This is a genomic window from Mesorhizobium sp. WSM1343 (genome assembly GCF_055901535.1).
Map to the genome: position 1 here is coordinate 959,176 of NZ_CM148370.1, position 19,082 is coordinate 978,257.

At 63.7% G+C, this 19,082-nt stretch carries 9 protein-coding genes, 1 tRNA gene and 1 pseudogene; 7 read left to right on the forward strand and 4 right to left on the reverse strand.

From position 1 onward, the window contains the following. Window positions 1-33 precede the first annotated feature (33 nt). Complete coding sequence (locus AC0NIL_RS04590) at window positions 34-600, reverse strand: invasion associated locus B family protein (protein ID WP_473573847.1); 567 nt, start codon at window positions 598-600, stop codon at window positions 34-36. 320 nt (window positions 601-920) lie between these two features. Between AC0NIL_RS04590 and AC0NIL_RS04595 the strand changes: the two genes are divergently transcribed. From AC0NIL_RS04595 to AC0NIL_RS04620, 6 genes are all read left to right on the forward strand, one after another. After that, window positions 921-12,878 (forward strand): beta strand repeat-containing protein, encoded by an 11,958-nt coding sequence (locus AC0NIL_RS04595; protein WP_474048425.1) that lies wholly within the window; start codon window positions 921-923, stop codon window positions 12,876-12,878. A gap of 257 nt (window positions 12,879-13,135) precedes the next feature. Next, window positions 13,136-13,633, forward strand: coding sequence for a phage tail protein (locus AC0NIL_RS04600; protein WP_064992654.1), 498 nt, complete (start codon window positions 13,136-13,138; stop codon window positions 13,631-13,633). 12 nt (window positions 13,634-13,645) lie between these two features. Next, window positions 13,646-14,149: a phage tail protein gene (locus AC0NIL_RS04605; RefSeq protein WP_224618988.1), complete on the forward strand. Its 504-nt coding sequence runs from the start codon at window positions 13,646-13,648 to the stop codon at window positions 14,147-14,149. A 9-nt stretch (window positions 14,150-14,158) separates the two neighbouring features. Further along, the gene (locus tag AC0NIL_RS04610; RefSeq protein ID WP_064992652.1) at window positions 14,159-14,680 is read left to right on the forward strand and encodes a phage tail protein; all 522 of its coding nucleotides are present in this window, start codon (window positions 14,159-14,161) and stop codon (window positions 14,678-14,680) included. A gap of 27 nt (window positions 14,681-14,707) precedes the next feature. Continuing rightward, the gene (locus tag AC0NIL_RS04615; RefSeq protein ID WP_275953396.1) at window positions 14,708-16,021 is read left to right on the forward strand and encodes a DUF8189 domain-containing protein; all 1,314 of its coding nucleotides are present in this window, start codon (window positions 14,708-14,710) and stop codon (window positions 16,019-16,021) included. Between the two features lie 18 nt (window positions 16,022-16,039). Further along, window positions 16,040-16,570 (forward strand): GNAT family N-acetyltransferase, encoded by a 531-nt coding sequence (locus tag AC0NIL_RS04620; RefSeq protein WP_473573845.1) that lies wholly within the window; start codon window positions 16,040-16,042, stop codon window positions 16,568-16,570. Window positions 16,571-16,642: 72 nt separating this feature from the next. Here the strand turns inward: AC0NIL_RS04620 and AC0NIL_RS04625 are convergent, their stop codons facing one another. Next, window positions 16,643-17,038, reverse strand: a complete 396-nt coding sequence (locus AC0NIL_RS04625) for a DUF6916 family protein (RefSeq protein ID WP_473573844.1) — start codon at window positions 17,036-17,038, stop codon at window positions 16,643-16,645. A 233-nt stretch (window positions 17,039-17,271) separates the two neighbouring features. On the opposite strand from AC0NIL_RS04625, the gene AC0NIL_RS04630 reads away from it, so the two are divergent. After that, complete coding sequence (locus AC0NIL_RS04630; protein ID WP_474048427.1) at window positions 17,272-18,063, forward strand: SapC family protein; 792 nt, start codon at window positions 17,272-17,274, stop codon at window positions 18,061-18,063. A 43-nt stretch (window positions 18,064-18,106) separates the two neighbouring features. Here the strand turns inward: AC0NIL_RS04630 and AC0NIL_RS04635 are convergent. Beyond that, window positions 18,107-18,669: pseudogene (locus AC0NIL_RS04635) on the reverse strand (type 1 glutamine amidotransferase domain-containing protein). 195 nt (window positions 18,670-18,864) lie between these two features. Next, window positions 18,865-18,939: transfer RNA gene (locus AC0NIL_RS04640), tRNA-Gly, on the reverse strand. Window positions 18,940-19,082: the final 143 nt, after the last annotated feature.

Sequence of the window (19,082 nt, forward strand, 5' to 3'; positions counted from 1 at the left end):
TCCGGGTGCGTACAATCAAGCCGCTGACAACAGCTACTTGATCGATTCCAGCTTGGCGACGGCGGCGGTGAAGCCAGCCAGCGACACCGGGATGGTGACCGGCTTGCGGGTGACCGATTCCATGCCGATGTTCAGATTGGTCCCCGACTTCATGGCCTTGATGAGATCCGCCGACAGCGGCGTGGCGGCATAGGCGCCGTTCTGGTCGCTGGTCTGGATGGCAATCGTCGTCTTCTGGCCCTGGTCGATCTGGAAGGAGGCGCCGGACGGCAGGAACAGGCCGTGCGGCAGGGCAAGCAGCATGGCGAGGCTGCCATTGCCGTTGTCGCGGCGCACGGTCACGGTCAGCACGCGCTGCCCGGTCTTGGCCTCGGTCAGGTTCTGCGAAAGCTGGCACTGAAGCTCGGTGGTCGCCGAACCGCTGGAGCAGTTCACCGCCCACGGATTGGCATCGGCCGGTTTTGCATTGCTTTCAGCCGGCTTTGGCTGGGCCGGCTTGGCATCTTCGGCGAGGGCTGGGCCGGTGGCCAGAGCAAGCCACAGGGCGGCCAGCCCCGCGGCCATGCCAAGTAAATTAGGCTTTGCTAAAGTAAATGTCATGTTGTTTTGCCGGATGCCTTGCATGTTTCCTCGCCGCGCCCGGTATTCTCCCGAGCATGGCTTGATACAACACCCGCGACTGTTCCGAAAGCCGAGCAGGAGGCAAGCAAGCCGGCGAAATTACTGTGGCTTTTCGGATACAACGAACAATATTGCAGGAGGCCCTCAGAAATCGAAGCGGCGGAGACTCGCTATACAATAGAATTCGAGTAAGATTTTACACGGGGTGCGTGCAGTCCCCGAAGGACTCGCCAGGGATGGGAACTACCGAGACGCCTCGGCAAGTTGGTGAGATGGCGGCGCCTGGGGAGGATTTCCGCGTGCACGCCGGCTATCGCCGTTCGCGAATCGCCAGGCATCTCTGGAAGACGACGGCACTGACGACGCTGGCGCTCGGCCTTTCAGGCATGGCCGCCTATGGCGATCCCAACGGGCTATGGCAGCCGCAGATCCGCGCCATCATCGGCGCCGACAACAATGGCGGCAACGGCGCGCTCGAAGGTTTCATCCCGCTCAAGCAGACGGCCGAATCCGTGTTGTTCCTGGATGTCCGGGCCAAACACGATTTCAAGGACGGTTCCGGCCAGGATGTCGGCCTCGGCATTCGCCGCATCGTCAACCCGGACCTGATGATCGGCGGCTACGCCTATCTCGATCTCGAGAACTACAACTCCACCCAGTTCACCGCCGCCACGCTGGGCGCCGAGGCGATCACGCCTCATTTCGATGCGCATGTGAACGTCTATCTGCCGATCAAGGGTGATTCGACGGATCACTCGACCAGTTCGACCCTGTCGATGGTCAGCAACCAGCTGATCGAGCAGATCTCGGTCCTCGACCACCGCGATTACGCGGCATGGGGCATCGAGGCCGAGATCGGCGCGCAGGTGCCGGTCAACCTGCCCGACAAGCATTCGCTGCGGCTCGACATCGGCGGCTATCATTTCGAGGATCCGCATGGCGACGACGGCAGCGTCACCGGCGCCAAGGCCGGGTTCGAGTATACGATCGGCGATGTCTTCGGCAGCAACACGGAACTGGTCTTCGCCGGCGAGGTCCGCAACGACAATCGCGACGACACCCAGTTCGCCGGCAGTGTGCGGCTGAACATCCCGTTCAATCCCGGCAGCGGCTCGGACAATGGGGCCGACAGCGGGCCGGAGCCGGTCTATCCGGTCAGCGAAGGCCTGCGCAAGCGCGTCAACGAGCGCGTGCGTGGCGATATCGGCGTCCGCGTCCAGTCGCAGACGCTGACCGGCGGCTCGACGACGCGTGTCGCCATCAACGCCGCCACCAATGCCGCCTTCGGCAAGTTCTACTACGCCGATGGCGGCCTCGCCGGCGCCGGCACGCTGGCCGACCCGACGACGCTGGACGACGCCGTGACCAAGTCGGGTGCGAACGGTTTTGTCGTGGCACTCGGCGGCAACGGCAATCTGACGACTGGCGGGGTGACGCTTGCCAATGGACAGACCGTCATCGGCGGCGGCGAAAGCGTCACCGCAAGGCTTTTCGGCGGCGGCACCAGCACCTTCAACCTGGGCGGCAGCGACGGCACGATCCAGGGCACCAACGTCGCCAACCCCGTCTTTACGCTCGGCAACGGCAACACGCTCAACGGCATCACCATCACCGGCGGCGGCGACGGCATCTTCGGCAACAACATCACCGGCGCGACGCTGACCAATGTGACGGTCACCGGTGCGGGCGGCAACGGCGCCGACTTCACGGGCAGTTCGACCGGCATCACCGGCTCCAACTTCACCGCCACCGGCAACGGCCTCGACGGCCTGCACATCGACGGCGACGGCACCTACAATTTCACCGGCACGACGCTGCTGAAGGGCAATCTCGACGACGGTCTCGATATCACCGGCAAGGGTACCTACACCTTCGCCACCGTCAATGCGCAGGACAATACCGACCGCGGCATCACCGTGCAGGGCACGTCGACCGGAGGCACGTTCACCACCACCGGCGGCACCGTGTCAGGCAATGGCGGCACCGCCGTCTTCATCGATCCGATCACCGCCCATGTGGTGCTGGACTCGATCAGTCAGAGCGGCGGCACGTCGGGTGTCGTGCTGGAGAATGTCGCGGGCAGCTTCACCGTCAACGGTGCGACGACGATCTCCAACACGACCGGACCGGCGATCGCCATTTCGGATTCGCCGGCGACGATCCGCTTCGGCGACATCAGCATCACCAACCCCGGCGCCGACGGCATCTCGTTTGCCGGCGTCAATGCGGCGGTGGTCGCCGGCAACATCGTCATCTCCGGACTGGGTGTCGGCACCGGCCTCGACTTCTCCGGATCCAAGACCAATTTCACCGCGCAGTCGCTCAGCATCACCGGCACCGGTGCTGCCGGCTCGATCGGCATCGATCTGACGTCGCCGAGCGTTGGCGGCGCGGTGATCATCATCACCGATGGCGGCGTCATCACCAATGTCGATACCGGCGTGCGGCTGGGCATTGCCGGCACGCCGGGCGCCACGGCCAACGCCGAATTTACCTTCGGCGGCAATTCCAGCTCCATCTCCGGCATCACCGCCTCGCTCGATGCGCGCGGGCTCAATGAGGGCAGCGGCCACTACGCTTTCGGCACGACCGCGTTTTCCGGCCCGCAACTTTACGATCTGCGCAATTACATCTTCGTTGCGGCCGGGGCTTCGGGCGGCGGCACGTCGATCACCGACCTCGCCTCGATCGAATATGCCGACAGCATTACCGCCAGCGACGCGATCATTGTCCTGGTCAACCGCGGGACAATCGACGACGCCACCGGCTTCTCGCTGAGCGACGGACAGGAACTGGCCTCGTTCGGCAATGACCGCGCGTTCTCGCTCGGCGGGGTGCCGTTGAATGTCACCGGCACCAACATCCATCATGACGAATCCATATCGGATTCAGCGGGTGCGGCGACGCTGACCAGTTCCGGCGGCGGTAATGTCGTGACGCTGGGCAACGGCAACACGCTGCTCGATTTCAACATTTCCGGGGGTTCCGGCTCGGCGATCTACGGCCTGGGCATCAACGGCCTGACCGTCCAGGGCGTGACGGCCAGCAATGTCGGGTCCGGCCTCTACCTCAATGGTGTGACCGGCACGGTCTCGGTCGACGACCTGACTGTCCAGACCGCATCTCAAACCGGCATCGTGCTTGTCGATTCGAGCGCGACCGTCGATTTCACCGGCAACACCAAGATTACCAGTGCCGCCAGCGTCGGGCTGTTCGCCAACAATTTCGACGGCATCGCCACCTTCGACGATCTCGACATCAGTGGCGGCGGCAGGGGCGTGGCCGTCTGGAGCGGCTCGAGCGGCACGCTGACTTTCGCGGCCGCGAGTTCCATCACCAACACGGGCGATGTAGCCTTCAACATCAACGGTGCGGTGCCCAACGTCACCTACAACGGCACGATCGACCAGGCCAATGCGGCCAACGCGGTCAGGATCATCGGCCAGACCGGCGGCACCGCCACCTTCGGCGGCAAGATCACCGCCAGCACGGGCTCGGCCAACGCGATCGACCTGTCCGCCAACACCGGCGGCATGGTGAAATTCACCGGCGGGCTGGACCTGACCACGACGACCGGTACCGGCTTCGATGCCACCGGGGGCGGCACGATCACAGTCGCGGCCGCGGGCACGGAGCAGATCACCACCGGCACCGGCCGGGCGATCAATCTCGACGGCATCACCATCGGCACCGGCGGCATGGCGTTCGACAGCATCACGACAGGCGTTGCGACGGCCACGGCGCTCAACTTCAATGCCGTCTCGGGCGGCCAGTTCCTGGGTGGCAATGTCACTGTCGGCGGCACCGCTGCCGGCATCAACGGCCTTGCAATCAACGCTTCGTCATCGACCTTCACCATCACCAATCTTGTGACGACCAATGTCGCGGGCACCGATGTCAGCCTGACCAACAATACGGGCTCGATCACGATCCTCGGCGGCACCATCACCAATTCGGGCGCTGGCGACGGTGTCGTCGTTTCCGGCGGTAGCGCGATAGTCGGCGTAGCGGCCAACGTCTCCAGCTCGGCAACCGCGCCAGGCGCGGCGGTCAAGGTCGACGGCACCACCGGCGGCTCGGTGACCTTCAGCGGCACCATCACCTCCACCGGCACCGGCAATCTTTTCGCGATCGGCTCGACGCTGCCCCCGGTCGGCGGCGCGATCAGCTTCATCGGCTCGACACTGTCTGCGACGGGCGGCGGTGGCGCCGTCGTCACCGGCCTTGCCGGCACCGCGACGCTGAACGTCACCGCTCCGCTGTCGATCACCGGCGCCACGGCCACTGGTCTGGCCGTCGCCAATGTCGCCAGCACCGCATCGGCGACCTTCGGGGCGGTGACCGTGTCGGGCGCCACGGGCAATGGCATCGACATCACCAACAATGCCGGCGCCGTCACCTTCGGCACCACCGGCGTGACGATGGGTTCGACCGTCGGTCCGGCCGGCATCAACTTCGCCCTCACCAATGCCGATGTCACATTTGGAACAACCAATGTGACGATGGGCTCCGGCGCCAACCAGACCGGCATCGATTTCAGCGGTTCCTCGACAAGGGCCGATTTCGGCCTGACCACGATCACCGGCACCGGCAGCCTGACCTCGCGCGGCATCGACCTGTCGTCGACGACCGGCAACAAGACCATCACCTTCCTGCGCGGCTCCAGCATTTCCAATGTCGGCGTCGGCGTCGAATTGTCGTCGAGCGGCGCCACCGCGACCTCGGCCAACGCCAACTTCACCTTCGGCGACGGCACGTCCGCCGATGGGCTGCAGTCCTCCATCAGCGCCGCCGCCGGCGGCTACACCGTCAACACGATCGGGCTCGATCCGACGCTCGGCAATTATGATTTCGACGACGTCAACTTCACCGGCGCCGCCCATCTGGCCAGCGCGGTCGGTGGGACCATCATGATTTCCCAGGGCGGTGGCATCGTCCACGCCAACACGGACGGGCTCAGCGCCGACGTGACCACCTACACGGTCGCCGAGGCCGATGCCATGACCGGCACGCTGAACTTCGCCTTTGTCGGCACCGTCGATCTCAGCGGCACCCCGTTCACGCTCGATTCCGGCCAGTCGATCATCGGCTTCGGCAACGGCGCCTCCATCCTCACCTCCGGTACCGTCCAGCCGGTCAATGTCCAGGGCAATCTCGGCGCTACTGGCGGCAACGTCACCGGCGATGAGGGCGTGGTCAAGAGCACGGGCAGCGATACCCTGCATCTGCTCGGCAACAACCAGGTGCGCGACACCGCTTTCGACTTCAGCGGCGGCAGCGGCTCGGTCTTCCTCGTCGACGGGAGCGCGGCTGGCTTCGTCAATACCGGCGGCATCTTCATCGAAGGCGTCACGGTCAGCAATGTCGCCGTGGGCCAGACAGCGTTCAAGGTCGTCGGCCTCGACACCAATTTGTCGATCACCAACAACAACATCAACGTCGCCGGCACGCTGCTCGACGTCGATGGCGGCAGCGGCGACATCACGGTCACGCGTGGCAGCTTGCCCAACAGCGGTCCGGCGGGCACGCTGACCGGCGGCGGCATCAACCTGCAGAACCTGACCGGCACGGTGACCATTGGCGACGGCACGCTGACCAACACCGGCGCGAACACGGCTTTCAATGTCGGCTCGACGACTGCCGGGAGCGGCGGCAGCGCGATCATCTCCTATGCCGGCACCATCAACAGCAACGGCACCGGCGCGGCTGTTTCGATCCAGAGCATGACTGGCGGCTCGGTGACGCTGTCGGGCAACCTGACTGATACCAACGCGGCCGCTGGCGGCAATATCGTCATTGCCGGCAACGACTCGGCCGCGATCACCTTCTCGGGCACCAGCAAGGTGATCAGCTCGGGCGCGACGGACGCCGTCAGCCTGGGTCTCGTTGGCAATTTCCCCGCAGGCACACCGGCCCCCAACACCAATTCCGCGATCAATTTCACCAATGGCGGTCTCGACATAACGACGACGACCGGCACCGGCTTCATCGCCTTCGGAGATTTTACCACCGGCGCCGTTACGGTCACCGGCACGGGCAACGAGATCAATTCCGGCGCCGACGGTCTTATCTTGTTCGGCGCCAATGTCGGCGCCGGCGGCGTTGCCTTCGACAGCGTCTCGGCCGTGTCCACGAGTGCCGGCGCTGGTGTGCTGCTTGGAGGTATCAATCTCGGCGGCGACGTCAACATTGGCGGCCTGAGGGATACCGGCTACATCGGCGCTTCATTGATCGGCCTGAGCGGCGCCGGCGTGGTCAATTTCACCGGCAAGACCGATCTCGACGTCAGCTACAGAGGGTTCGATATTGGTGGGCCGCTGGTCGGCACCATAAACATCGCCAATGTCGCCGGATCCACCCTGAACATCGATGGCGCCGAGATCGGTATCGCATTGACGACCTCGAGCGGGACCGTCAACGTTGGCGGGAATGGCGGCAGCGCCAGCATCGGCGCGACGACAAGCACCACTGGTTCAGCGATCACGCTCGCCGGCGGCAATGATCTTGTCCACGCCACACTGAACTACACCGGCTCGATCAACGTCGGCGCGGGCAGCGTCTTGCAAGTCGGCGGCGGCGACTGGAGCGAGCTCAACATGAGCGGTTCGGTCGTTTCGACCTCGGCAGTAGCGCTGCCGGGGACAGCGGTCTTCACCTTCAGCGGCAATGCCGAGGGCGTGTACAATATTTCGAGCACGATCAATCATACCGGCAGCGCCGTCGGCGTCTTGTTCGACGGATCGTCCGAGGGAACGGCCACCTTCTCCGGCACCTCGAAGATCTTCAACACCAGCAGCGGCACCAACGGCGCCATCGTCAAGCTCCCCAGCATCGGTCCGACCCAGGGCACGGGCACACTGGCCTTCACCAATGGCGGCCTCGTCATCACCACCTCGAGCGGCGCCGGCTTCACCGCCAGCACCTTCGCCGCCGGCACGGTCAGCGTCAGCGGCGCCGGCAACACCATCACCACCGGCACGGGCACCGCGCTCGATCTCGACAGCGCGACGGTCGGCGCAGGCGGCATCACCTTCGATTCGATTTCGAGCAACGGCGCCGCGACCGGGGTGTCGCTCAACAATGTCGGCGGCGGCGCCATCGACCTCGGCGCGGTCAACCTGCAGAACATCACCTCGCGCGGCGTCGACATTTCCGGCACGCTCGGTTCGGCGCTGAGCTTCGACAGCCTGAACATCGGGATCGCGGCCAGCGCCACCAACGCCGTCGGCCTCGACCTCAACGGTGCGGCGCTCGGCACGAGCACCATCACGGCGGACGATTTTGATGTCGATGGAGGCAACTCCACAGGGTCGATCGGCATCGACATGGCCGGCACGACCGGCACCGGCACGATCCAGCTCGGTGACCTCCTCAACAACAATCCTGGCCCGGCTGGCCAGACGTCGACCATCACCAAGGTCGCCCAGGGCGTCCAGTTCTCCAGCGCCACCAACGCCAGGCTGGTGTTCGGCGACGGCGGCAGCCCGGCCGAATCGAAGATCGAGACCTTCGGCAACGGCCATGTCATCCACGCCACCGACACGCTGCCGACCAATGGCGACTACAATTTCAACGACGTCAATTTCAGCGGCGACACGTCGAACCTGTCTTCGTACAAGGTCTACTATGTCACCGCCGATGCCACCGCCCTTGGCGACGGCAGCCTGCTCAATCCAGGCACCTATGCCAACGCCCAGGCATCTACCGCCAATGTCATTGTGCTCATCGACAAGAACGTCGACGGCAGCCAGGCGACGATTGACCTCGGCGGTACGTCGTTCCAACTCGATGACGGGCAGGTACTGCTCGCCTTCAAGAGCGACGACGCGGCCGTCGATGTCTCGCAGCTTGGCGTCGATACCAGCGCCGGCGCTTCGGCTGCGTTCCATTTCACCACCGTGCAAAACTCGCCGATCATCGCGGCACCGGCGGGCATCGACACGCTACGGCCGATCCTGCAGAGCAACACAGCCGGCTCGGTGGTCGATCTGGCGACATCAGGCTCGGGCGTCGTCACCGGCGGCCTCCAGAACCTCATCATCCGCAACACAGGCACCGGCACTGGTGTCGCCGTCAACGCGACGTCCGCCTCCAGTTTCTTCCTCCGCAACAACGACATCGCGGCCGGCGGCAGGGCGCTCGATTTCTCCACATCAGCTGCGCCGGCCAACACGCTTCTGCTTTCGATCGACGGCAATACGCTGAAATCGACGGGATCGGCGCTGGCCGCGTCCTTTGCCGGCCAGAACATCAGCGCGACGGACAACTCGGTCGAGATCCAGTCCTTTGCCGACAACACTGTGCTCGGCGGCACTGGCGGCGGCATCGCCTTCAACAATGTCCGCTTCGACTCCAACGGCGCCGGCGGCACTGTCAGCGCCGGAACGATCGGTGTTGGCTCACCAGGCCCAGGGCGCGTCCAGGGCGACGGCCTCAGCTTCACCAACACCAGCGGCACCCTCGATCTCGGCGCGTTCAGCGTCTTCAACAATGGCGGCACCGGCGTCCTCGCCAACACCAAGACCACCAATTTCACGCTGAACAGCAGCAGCGGCGGCGTCTTCACGGGGAATGGCGCGGCGTTCGATCTCGATCCGCTGACCGTCAATATGGTGGTGACCAGCATCAGTTCAGGCGGCAGCAGCGGCGGCATCATTTTCGACGGCGTCGCCGGTACCTTCACCGTCACCGGCAACACGAGCGTTGCCGCGGCGACGACTGCCGGCATTATGGCGATCAACGCCGGCAACACCGGCGTCTTCACCTTCAACACGGTGACACTGAACAGCGCCGTCACGGCGGGCGGCGGCATTCAGGTGGCGAGCGGTACGCTCAACATCACCGGCCTCGCCAACATTGACACGACCACCGGCGTCGGCGTCTCGCAAACCGGCGGCACGGTCAGCTTCACCGGCGGCGTGACCATCGACACCGCCAGCGGCACCGGCATTGTTGGAACCGGCGGCACGATGGGCATCACAGCTACCGCTGCCGCAGAAACGGTGAGGGCGACCACCGGCCAGGCGATCAATCTCTCTGGCGTCGCCGCCAGCATCGCGCTCGATTCGACCAATTCGGTCGGCGGCGCCAACAATGTCAGGCTGACCAACGTCAGCGGCATCGTCGGACTTGGAACTGGTTCGCTGACCGGCGCAACGGGCGCGTCGTTCAATGTCGTCGGCGGCACGGCGGCCGTCAGCTATTCGGGCACTGTCAGCAATTCGGGCGCATTCAGTCCGGCGCTGAATGTCCAGAGCCGGCTTGCCGGCGCCGGCCTCGTCGCCCTGAGTGGCAATCTGACGGCCAGCGGGCTGGGCATATCGCTGAACAACAATGCAGGCGGCACGGTGACGGTGTCCGGCGCCTCGAACAGCTTTACCGGCGGGGGCACCGGCATATCGATCACCGCCAACACCGGCGGCACCTACAACATCAGCGGCGCCAGCTACGCCATCGGCATGAGCGGCGGCGGGCTTGGCGTCGACATTGCCGGCAACAGCGCCCCGGTCACGGTCAATTTCAACGGCGGCGGTCTGACGATCGTGACCTCGGCAGGCGCCGGCTTCAATGCCACGGGCTTCGGCGCGGTCAGCGTGACCGGCGTGGGCAACTCCATCGCCACGGGCACCGGTGTGGCGATGAACCTGAGCGGCGTCACCGTCGCGGCCACCGGCATGAATTTTTCCTCGACCAGCAACGGCGCCGGCGGCAACAGCGCCGTCGTCCTCACCAACGTCATCGGGTTGGGGACGATCAATCTCGGCGCCGGCTCGCTGGTCGGCGGCAGCGCGGCAACCATCGCTGTCAGCGGCGGCACCGCCAACCTCAACTATACCGGCAATGTCAGCCAGTCGAACAATGCGACCCTGGTCAGCGTCGCGGGCGGGCACAGCGGCACGCTCAACTTCGCCACCGGCGCGCTGTCGGCAACGAACGGTACCGGCCTGCAGTTCGACAATGCGGACGGCATCTACAGTTTCGTCGGCACGACGACGCTGAATGGCGGCAATGCCAGCGTCGACATCCTCAACGGCTCGGGCGGCACGTTCAATTTCGGTACCGGTACCTCCATCGTCAGCCCCAGCGGCACGGCGTTCAACGTCAATGGCGGCACCGCCACCGTCACCTATGCCGGCACGATCACGCAAGCCACCGCCGGCCAGCGCATGATCGTCGTCGCCGACACCGCCGGCGGTTCGGTGAATTTCACCACCGCCGTGGCGAACGGGCTCAACGACACCGGCGGCACCGGCATTGTGATCGACGGCGCGGCGGGCAGCGTCACCGTCAACAATGCCAGCCTGACGGGCACGGCCGGCATCGTCATTCTCGGCGATTCGACCAACAATGCGACCGGCACCTACACCTTCAACAATGTCGCCATCCAGACCGACGCAGGGGCTGCGAACAATGCCTTCGTCGTCGATGGCGACCAGGGCACGCCGGGCAATGACGACGTCAGCGCGGTCGTCAACCTGAACAATGTCGACATCACCAATCCTGGCGGCAATGTCGCCAACATCCGCGGCATGGCCGGCGGCTCGGTCAATTTCGACAGCGCCAGCTCGATCACCCGCAACGATGGCGGGCTGGGCATTGCCGTGCTCAGCAACGCTGGCGGCACGATCAACTTCGGCGGCGGAGTCAAGACGCTCTCGACCGGCGTCAACGCCGCCGTCATCCTGACCAGCAATCCCGGCGCAACCATCAATTTCACCAATGGCGGGCTGGCGATCAACACAACGAGCGGCGACGGCTTCAGCGCCACGGGCGGAGGGACGGTGACGGTGCAGGGCGCCGGCAACACGATCGCGTCCGGCACAGGCACGGCGCTCAATGTCGTCAACACGACGATCGGCGCCAGCGGGCTGAATTTCCAGAGTATCTCGTCCACAGGATTGAGCGGCAACGCAGGCATAGTCCTCGACAACACCGGCTCAGGCGGCGGACTGACCGTGACGGGTACGGGTAGTGCAGGTTCCGGCGGCACGATCTCGAATAAGACCGGCGGCGATATCCTCAACGGCAGCACCGCAGCCGGCAACACCACGTCCGGCACAGGCGGCACCGGTATCTTCCTGCGCAGCACGGCGAACGTGTCGCTGGCCAACATGCAGCTCAACGACTTCTCCAACTTCGCTATCTACGGCAAGACGGTTACCGGCTTCACGATGACCGGCATGACCATCAGCGGCGTCAACGGCTCCAACGATGCCGGCGATATTGAAGAAAGCGCTGTCCGCTTTGACAATCTGCTCGGCAGCGCCTCGATAACTGGTTCCAACATCAGCGGCGGCGCGTACGGAAATCTCGCCGTCTGGAACACCAGCGGCACGCTGAACCGGCTGACCATGAGCGGCAACACGTTCGGCCTGATCAGTTCAACCCTCGGCAACGATAATGTCGGCTTCACCGTCTACAACAACGCAACCGCGAATGTGACGCTCGACAACAACACGTTCTCTGGCACGCGCTCCGACTTCTTCGAGGCGGTCGCCAACAACAATACGACCATGGATGTGGTCGCCACCAACAATATTTTCCACAATGGCCAGACGATCATACCGGGCGGCGGCACGGCAATTTCGGTGCGCAGCGGCTCTGCCGGCAACACGTCCGCCGCGACGACGACCTTCAACATCTCGAACAACGTCAACAGCGATGGCGGCGCCAATGCCTTCGACACGGTCGGCATCTTCGTCGCCAAGGGCCAGGACCTCGGCACTATGACCGGCAGAATCGTCGGCAACACGCTGGTTGCCAAAACGGGCTCGAATTCCGATGGCATCTTCGTCCGCTCCGCAGGCGCCAGCGGCTCGTTGACCACGCTTATCCAGAACAACACCATCGCCGGCTGGGGCAATACAGGTATCCACCTGCAGAACAACGATGGTGGCGCGACAATGAATGCTTCAGTGTTCGGCAACAGTGTGACTGCGCCAGGTAGCGCATTCCCGTTCTCCGCATTCTTTGCCGATAATGGCGGCACGGCCGGGGATACAAGCACGATGAACCTCGTGCTCGGCGGTGCGGGTGTGCAGCAAAACACCTTCGCCGGCGGGCCAAATGCAATTGTGGACGTCAGCTTAAGCAACTTCAACGCCAGTACACACTTCAATCTGTCTCGCAACGGCTCGGTGGCGGGCACCGCCGGAGGCGTCGTACAGGACGACAATGTGGGCGCACCTACCTACGATGACACGGGTGGAGTGGGTACAATCGTGCTGGTGAATACTCTGCCGGTAACGCCGCCCTGATCAACCAAATCATTTATTCGGCAAGCTACACTAAGGTTCTCAACCTTTGATCGGGCTCTATGCGGCAGTTCAGTTTGATCAGGTTGGTATTCACTCGGGGAACGTTCGAGCGATGACGATTTCTACCCAGTTGCTAAATGGATTTCTGCCGAATTTTAATAAAAGCGCATTCACGATATTTCTCTATTTGCGATTCTCCTGTCGTTGCGTAATGTCACTGTGGTGCGTTAGTATGCGGAAACAACGAGGAGGTGGCGATGTCGGAACCATTTATTTCCGAAATCAGAATTATGTCTTTCATATTCGCGCCAAAGGGCTGGGCGCTCTGCAATGGACAGTTGCTGCCCATCAATCAGAACCAAGCGCTGTTTTCGCTGCTAGGCACCACCTTCGGCGGCGACGGCCGGGTGAATTTCGCGCTGCCCGACTATCGCGGGCGCGTGCCGATTCATGTCGGCGGCGGGCACACGCTGGGCGAGCGCGGCGGCGAACAGGTGCACACGCTTTCGATCGCGGAATTGCCGTTTCATAGTCATGTCGAGCAGGCCACCACCGCCAGTGCCGATGTGCCGGTGCCCACGGGCAATCTGCTGGCAACCGTCGCCAACACCTATACGCCGCCCGGGAACGTCACGGCGATGGATCCCGGTACGCTGGCCTCCGTCGGCAACAACCAGGCGCATTTGAACATGCAGCCATTTCTGACCCTGAGCTTCTGCATCGCTTTGCAGGGCATCTTCCCGTCGCCGAATTGAGGGAGCGCAGCCATGGGACAACCCTTCGTTGGCGAAATTCGCATGTTTGCCGGCAATTTTGCGATAGCCGGCTGGATGTTCTGCGAAGGGCAGCTGCTGCCCATCTCGGAGAACGAGACGCTTTTCCAATTGATCGGTACCACCTATGGCGGCGATGGCCAGAGCACATTCGCGCTGCCCGACCTGCGCGGCCGCCTTCCGATCCATCAAAGCGCCGATTTCATTCTTTCCCAAACTGGTGGCGCGGAAGAAGTCACGCTTACGCCCCAGCAGATGCCATCGCACACGCATCCGTTCCTTGCTTCGCTAAACAATGCCGGGGCAAGCACCCCGGCCGGCAACATGACCGGGCAGGTCGGCGCGTCACAAATCTATCGTGAGGCACCGGCGGCTGCGGCGATGTCCCCGCAGACGGCCGGGCAGACCGGCGGTAGCCAGCCGCATACGAACTTCCAGCCGTATCTCTGCGTCAATTTTATCATTTCGCTTTTCGGCATTTTTCCGTCGCCGACCTGAGAGGACATCATGGCTGACCCATTCGTCGCCGAAATCCGAATCTTTCCCTTCAATTTCGCGCCCAGCGGCTGGGCTTGGTGCGATGGCCAGCTCCTACCGCTGTCGCAGAACACAGCGCTGTTCTCGTTGCTCGGCACCACTTATGGCGGCGACGGCAAGTCCAACTTTGCCTTGCCCGATCTGCAAGGCCGCGCGCCGATGCACCCAGGGCAAGGACCTGGGCTTTCGCTGCACGATCTCGGTGAGACGGGCGGTTCGCAGACAGTGTCGCTGCTGATATCGGAGATGCCGCAGCACGGGCACAATTTGATGGCCAACGTCAATCCCGCCAATCTGGCGGCGCCAAGTCCCGCACGATCTTTCGCGCGGACGGCTCCCGGGCAGTCCTACTCGGCGACGGCCACTTTGACGCCGCTCAGCGATCAGGCGGTGCGGCCGATCGGCGGCGACCAGCCGCACAACAATATGCAGCCCTATCTCACCTGCTATTTCTGCATCGCGCTGCAAGGCATTTTCCCACCAAGAGGCTGACCGAGCCAACAGGGCAGGACCGATATCATGGCCAAGAACGCAGAACCGAAGTCGAAGGCCCCCGCGGCGAAGACGCCGGCGCGGAAAGCGCCCTCCAGGGCCGGGGCCCGCCCGGCGCCGTCCAGCCCCCCACCCATTTACCAGCACAAGCCGGCCGGCGCGTCATTCTTCGAACTGTCTCGGCTGATGGTGGTTGGCATCGATTCCGCCAAGGGGCAGTTGATCCAGAAGGCGCAGCTTTCGCCGGACGGGCCATGGCCTTCGGCCTGGTCGTTCATCGCGCCCGGCGCCTGGGTGATCATGACGGCGGGGCTGACCAGGGACGGCCGCGTCGCGGTGGTCGCGCAGCCATCGGGAACCACCAACCTGTCCTTCATCACCGAGGACGCCAACCAGATCGGCCCGGTCGAGAAATGGACCGCGCCGATGAGCATCGGCACGCCGCCCGGCGCCACCAGCTACCAGAAGCTTTCGATGGCGCGCGATGCCGATGGCCGCATCGAAGTCTTCGTCACCGACAATCAGGGCCGCATCTGGTGGATCTACCAGAATCCGGACCAGATCGTGCAGGTGCAGAAAACCATCACGCCACCGGGCACGACGACGCCGATCGTCGTCACCGTCGAGGTGCCGGCGCCGCCGGCCAAACCGTGGAGCGACTGGATCCAGATCCCCGGCGGGCTGGTGACGGTTTCGGCGATACGCCAGGGTGACGGCCGCATCGCGCTGTTCGGCATCAATTCGAACCTGCATCTCTATCGCTGCCAGCAGGCGAAGGCGCGGGCCTTGAAGGCCGCCGACTGGACGGGTTGGGTGCAGATCGACACGACCCAGACAGGCGGCTTCATCGAGATGGCGCCGGTGATCGGCCCGCTCGGCGCCACCAATCTCTTCGCCCTGACCCAGAGCGGCCAGGTGCTGCATACGCGCCAGATGCCCGCCGGATCGGATACGTGGACGCAGTGGGCGACACCTGGCTACTCCAGGGCGTCCAACCTGGCGCTTGCCGCCGGCATCCAGGGCGACGGCGATATTGTGCTGGTCGCCGCCGACCAGCATTTCCTCCAATTCAACGCGCAATGGGATGCCTACACCCAGAACTGGTCGGGATGGCGCGATTTCGGCGCATCCCTTCGCTCGACGCGCCTGACGCTCAACTACAATGCCGATGGCCGGCTTGCTCTGTTCAGCCTGGCGCGCATGCCGGACGGCACCAACGGCCTGTGGACGATCAACCAGATGGGCATCGACAGTTCCGAATGGGAGTATAACTGGACGTCGCTGACCGACAACAATCTCAAGCAGATCGTCGTCGTGCGCGACCTGACGCCCCCGGTCTGACGGTTGATTTCCGGTCGCGTGGCAGAAACGAAACAGGCACGTCCGGCCTGGTCCCGGTCTGACAAGGCCGGGCTCGGCTTCCGCCCTGCGACAGAGGCGGATTTGCCGTTCCTGTCGCGGCTCTACGCCTCGACGCGCATGGAAGAACTCGCGGTGACGTCGTGGAGCGACGCGCAGAAGGCCGAATTCCTCGGCATGCAGTTCCAGGCGCAGCACGCGCATTACCAAAAACACTATCCCGAGGCCGACTGGCTGGTGGTGGAACGCGGTAGCGAAGACATCGGCCGGCTCTACATCGAGCGCTGCCCAAGCCAGCACCGCATCATCGACATTGCCTTCCTGCCGGAGCATCGCCACAAGGGCTACGGCACCGCACTGCTGCGCGATCTCATCGACGAGGCATGGTTAGCCGGCAAATCAGTATCGATCCACGTCGAGAAGCACAATCCGGCCAGGTGGCTCTATGTCAGGCTCGGTTTTGCGGTGGTCGAGGACAAGGGTGTATACGATTTGATGGAATGTGCGGCGCCGAGTGGCGGGGCGGGGTGAGACGATGGCTGTCCCGCTGGCGTCAAGGTTTCGCGCCGCAGCGCAAGCGTCGCCTCAAAAAGCAAACGTCGCCTAGTTGAACACCGCTTCGTACAGCCGCCCGGCCGCATCGGCGGCGACCGGCACGATGAAGATCTCGTGGCTGCCGCTCTCCCCAGTGAAAAGGTAGGTCGCCTGCGGCAGCGCGATGTCGCGCGGGCCTCTAAACAGCAGCGAGAAACCGCCACCCGGGCGCGGGCTGGCGGCGATGGGCTTGACCGCGCTCAGTTCGAGCGGGATCTGCTTGCCCCCGGCTTCGATGGTGAAGGTTTGTCCCTGCTCGAAATCCGACACCGACGCCATCCCGTTTGCCTCAATCTGTGCGCTGGAGCGGTTCAGCGTTCGGATCCGATCCAGCTTTTTGTTTCTCCGCAATTGCCAAGGGAAAACCGCTGCACGTTTTTCCCGGAATTGCTCCAGCGGCGGCACTGTCGCCGCTTCGCCGCAAGCTGTCCAGAGGCGGGCAGGCCGCGGTCGTGTTCCCCAAGACAATCGATCGCCGCAAATCCCAAAGATACAGCACCGCCTGTCCTTTTATGCGCGCAAGAGACGCTGTAGTACTTTGTCCTGCGCGGGATTCCTTTCGATCCAAGATCAGCGCAAACAAAGCATAGATCCCGGCTTCGGGACCATTGGCAGCCTGATGGGCGTGCGGGAGACGGATGATGGCGGATGCAAAGACGGACGTGCCGAGCGATGCGTTGCCGCTGTTCTATTCGAGGCCCGAGGCGCTCAATCCGGCGCGGCACGGCTCGCTCGGCCTGACAGCGCGCAGCGACTTCGGCTTCGCCCGCTCGGCGCATGCCATTCCGGTGGTCGCGTCGGAAATGCCGGCGGCGATGCGCTCCTACCCGATCGTCTTCATCGGCCCGGCCAAGTCGCCGGTGATCATCACCGGCGTGCGCCAGAACGAGAACCTGTTCGTCGATGCCGACGGCAAATGGACCGGGCCGCACTACATCCCCGCCTATGTCCGGCGCTATCCCTTCATCCTGGCCGAAGACCCGACATCGGCCGGCCGGCTGACGCTGTGCGCCGACCGGGCAAGCGACCGTGTCGTCGACCAGCTGCTGGCGCCGTTGCGCGACGACAAGATCCTGCCGTTCTTCGCCGGCAACGAGCCGACCGAAGCGACCAGACAGGCGCTCGCCTTCTGCAACCAGTTCCAGATCGACTTCCGAGCCACCCGCGAGATGGTCGAAAAGATCGACGCGCACGGCCTTTTTGCGCCGCGCCAGAGCAAAGTAACGCTGGAAGGCGGCGAAATTCTCAACCTCACCGACTTCCAGGTGATCGACGAGCCGGCCTTCAACAAATTGAGCGACGAGGCGTTTCTCGACCTGCGCAAATCAGGCGCGCTCGGCCTGCTCTATTGCCACCTCGCCTCGACCAACAGCTGGACCTCGCTGGTGCATCAGGCATCGCTGCGGAAGGCGGATGGGGCGAAGGGCTGACTGTGAAAAGCTTGCGCGACCGATCGTCTGGGCGGACAGGCGGCTAGGCAGCAACCCTTCTGTCGTGCCGCCCTTCCCTGATCTCCTCGGCGAGCTTGTCGCAGAACGCGTCGAGATCGCCGGGATTGCGACTGCTGACGAGCCCCTGGTCGGTGACGACTTCGGTGTCCTCCCACAGACCGCCGGCGTTGATCACATCGGTCTTGATCGATTTGTAAGACGTGACCCGGCGACCCCTAACGATGCCGGTCTCGGCGAGAAGCCAGGGCGCATGGCAGATCGCGCCGACGACCTTCTTGGCCGACCAGAACGATTCGATGAAGTCCAGGGCCTTTCGCTCGACGCGCAGCAGATCCGGATTGATGACCCCGCCGGGCAGGACGATCGCGTCATAATCGTCCGCCCGCGCCTCATCCAACGTCTTGTCGACAGGAATCTCCCGACCCCCTCCTTGAGGTCCCAGCCTTTGATCTTGCCGCTAGCGAGCGACACGACATCGACCTCGGCGCCCGCCTCGCGTAATTTTTTGAGCGGAACTTCAAGCTCGGATTGTTCGAACCCGTTTGTCGCAAGGATAGCGACGCGCTTACCGGAAATATCCTGCATTGGTTTTTCTCCATCGTTAGGTGATGGAGGGCTAACGAGGCGAGGCGGGAAGCGTTCCTGGCTGTAATTTTATGTGACATGAGAGGCGGATGGACGAAGCGCAGTTCGGCCCAAGCTCCCAGTTCGACAATGTCCAAAAACGAAAAAGCCGCGGCGGACCGCGGCTTTTCGATGCTTGATTTCCTTAGAGGAAACTGGAGCGGGTGAAGCGATTCGAACGCTCGACCCCAACCTTGGCAAGGTTGTGCTCTACCCCTGAGCTACACCCGCTCGCACGGCGTCTTGGCCGCAAGCCGGGCCTATATGGCTGAAGAGCGCGGCGATTGCAACAGGGAAATCGCAGGCTTTTTTACGACCCGGCAAGCGAGGCCGGCAAGCCGCCGGCGGGCGCGCGAGTGGCACGCGGCGGGGGC

Bases quoted from the DNA above. Each gene is read 5' to 3' on its own strand.
- AC0NIL_RS04605 (WP_224618988.1), top strand. From the start codon at position 13,646: ATGGGACAACCCTTCGTTGGCGAAATTCGCATGTTTGCCGGCAATTTT.
- AC0NIL_RS04590 (WP_473573847.1), bottom strand. From the start codon at position 600: ATGACATTTACTTTAGCAAAGCCTAATTTACTTGGCATGGCCGCGGGG.
- AC0NIL_RS04600 (WP_064992654.1), top strand. From the start codon at position 13,136: ATGTCGGAACCATTTATTTCCGAAATCAGAATTATGTCTTTCATATTC.
- AC0NIL_RS04630 (WP_474048427.1), top strand. From the start codon at position 17,272: ATGATGGCGGATGCAAAGACGGACGTGCCGAGCGATGCGTTGCCGCTG.
- AC0NIL_RS04610 (WP_064992652.1), top strand. From the start codon at position 14,159: ATGGCTGACCCATTCGTCGCCGAAATCCGAATCTTTCCCTTCAATTTC.
- AC0NIL_RS04615 (WP_275953396.1), top strand. From the start codon at position 14,708: ATGGCCAAGAACGCAGAACCGAAGTCGAAGGCCCCCGCGGCGAAGACG.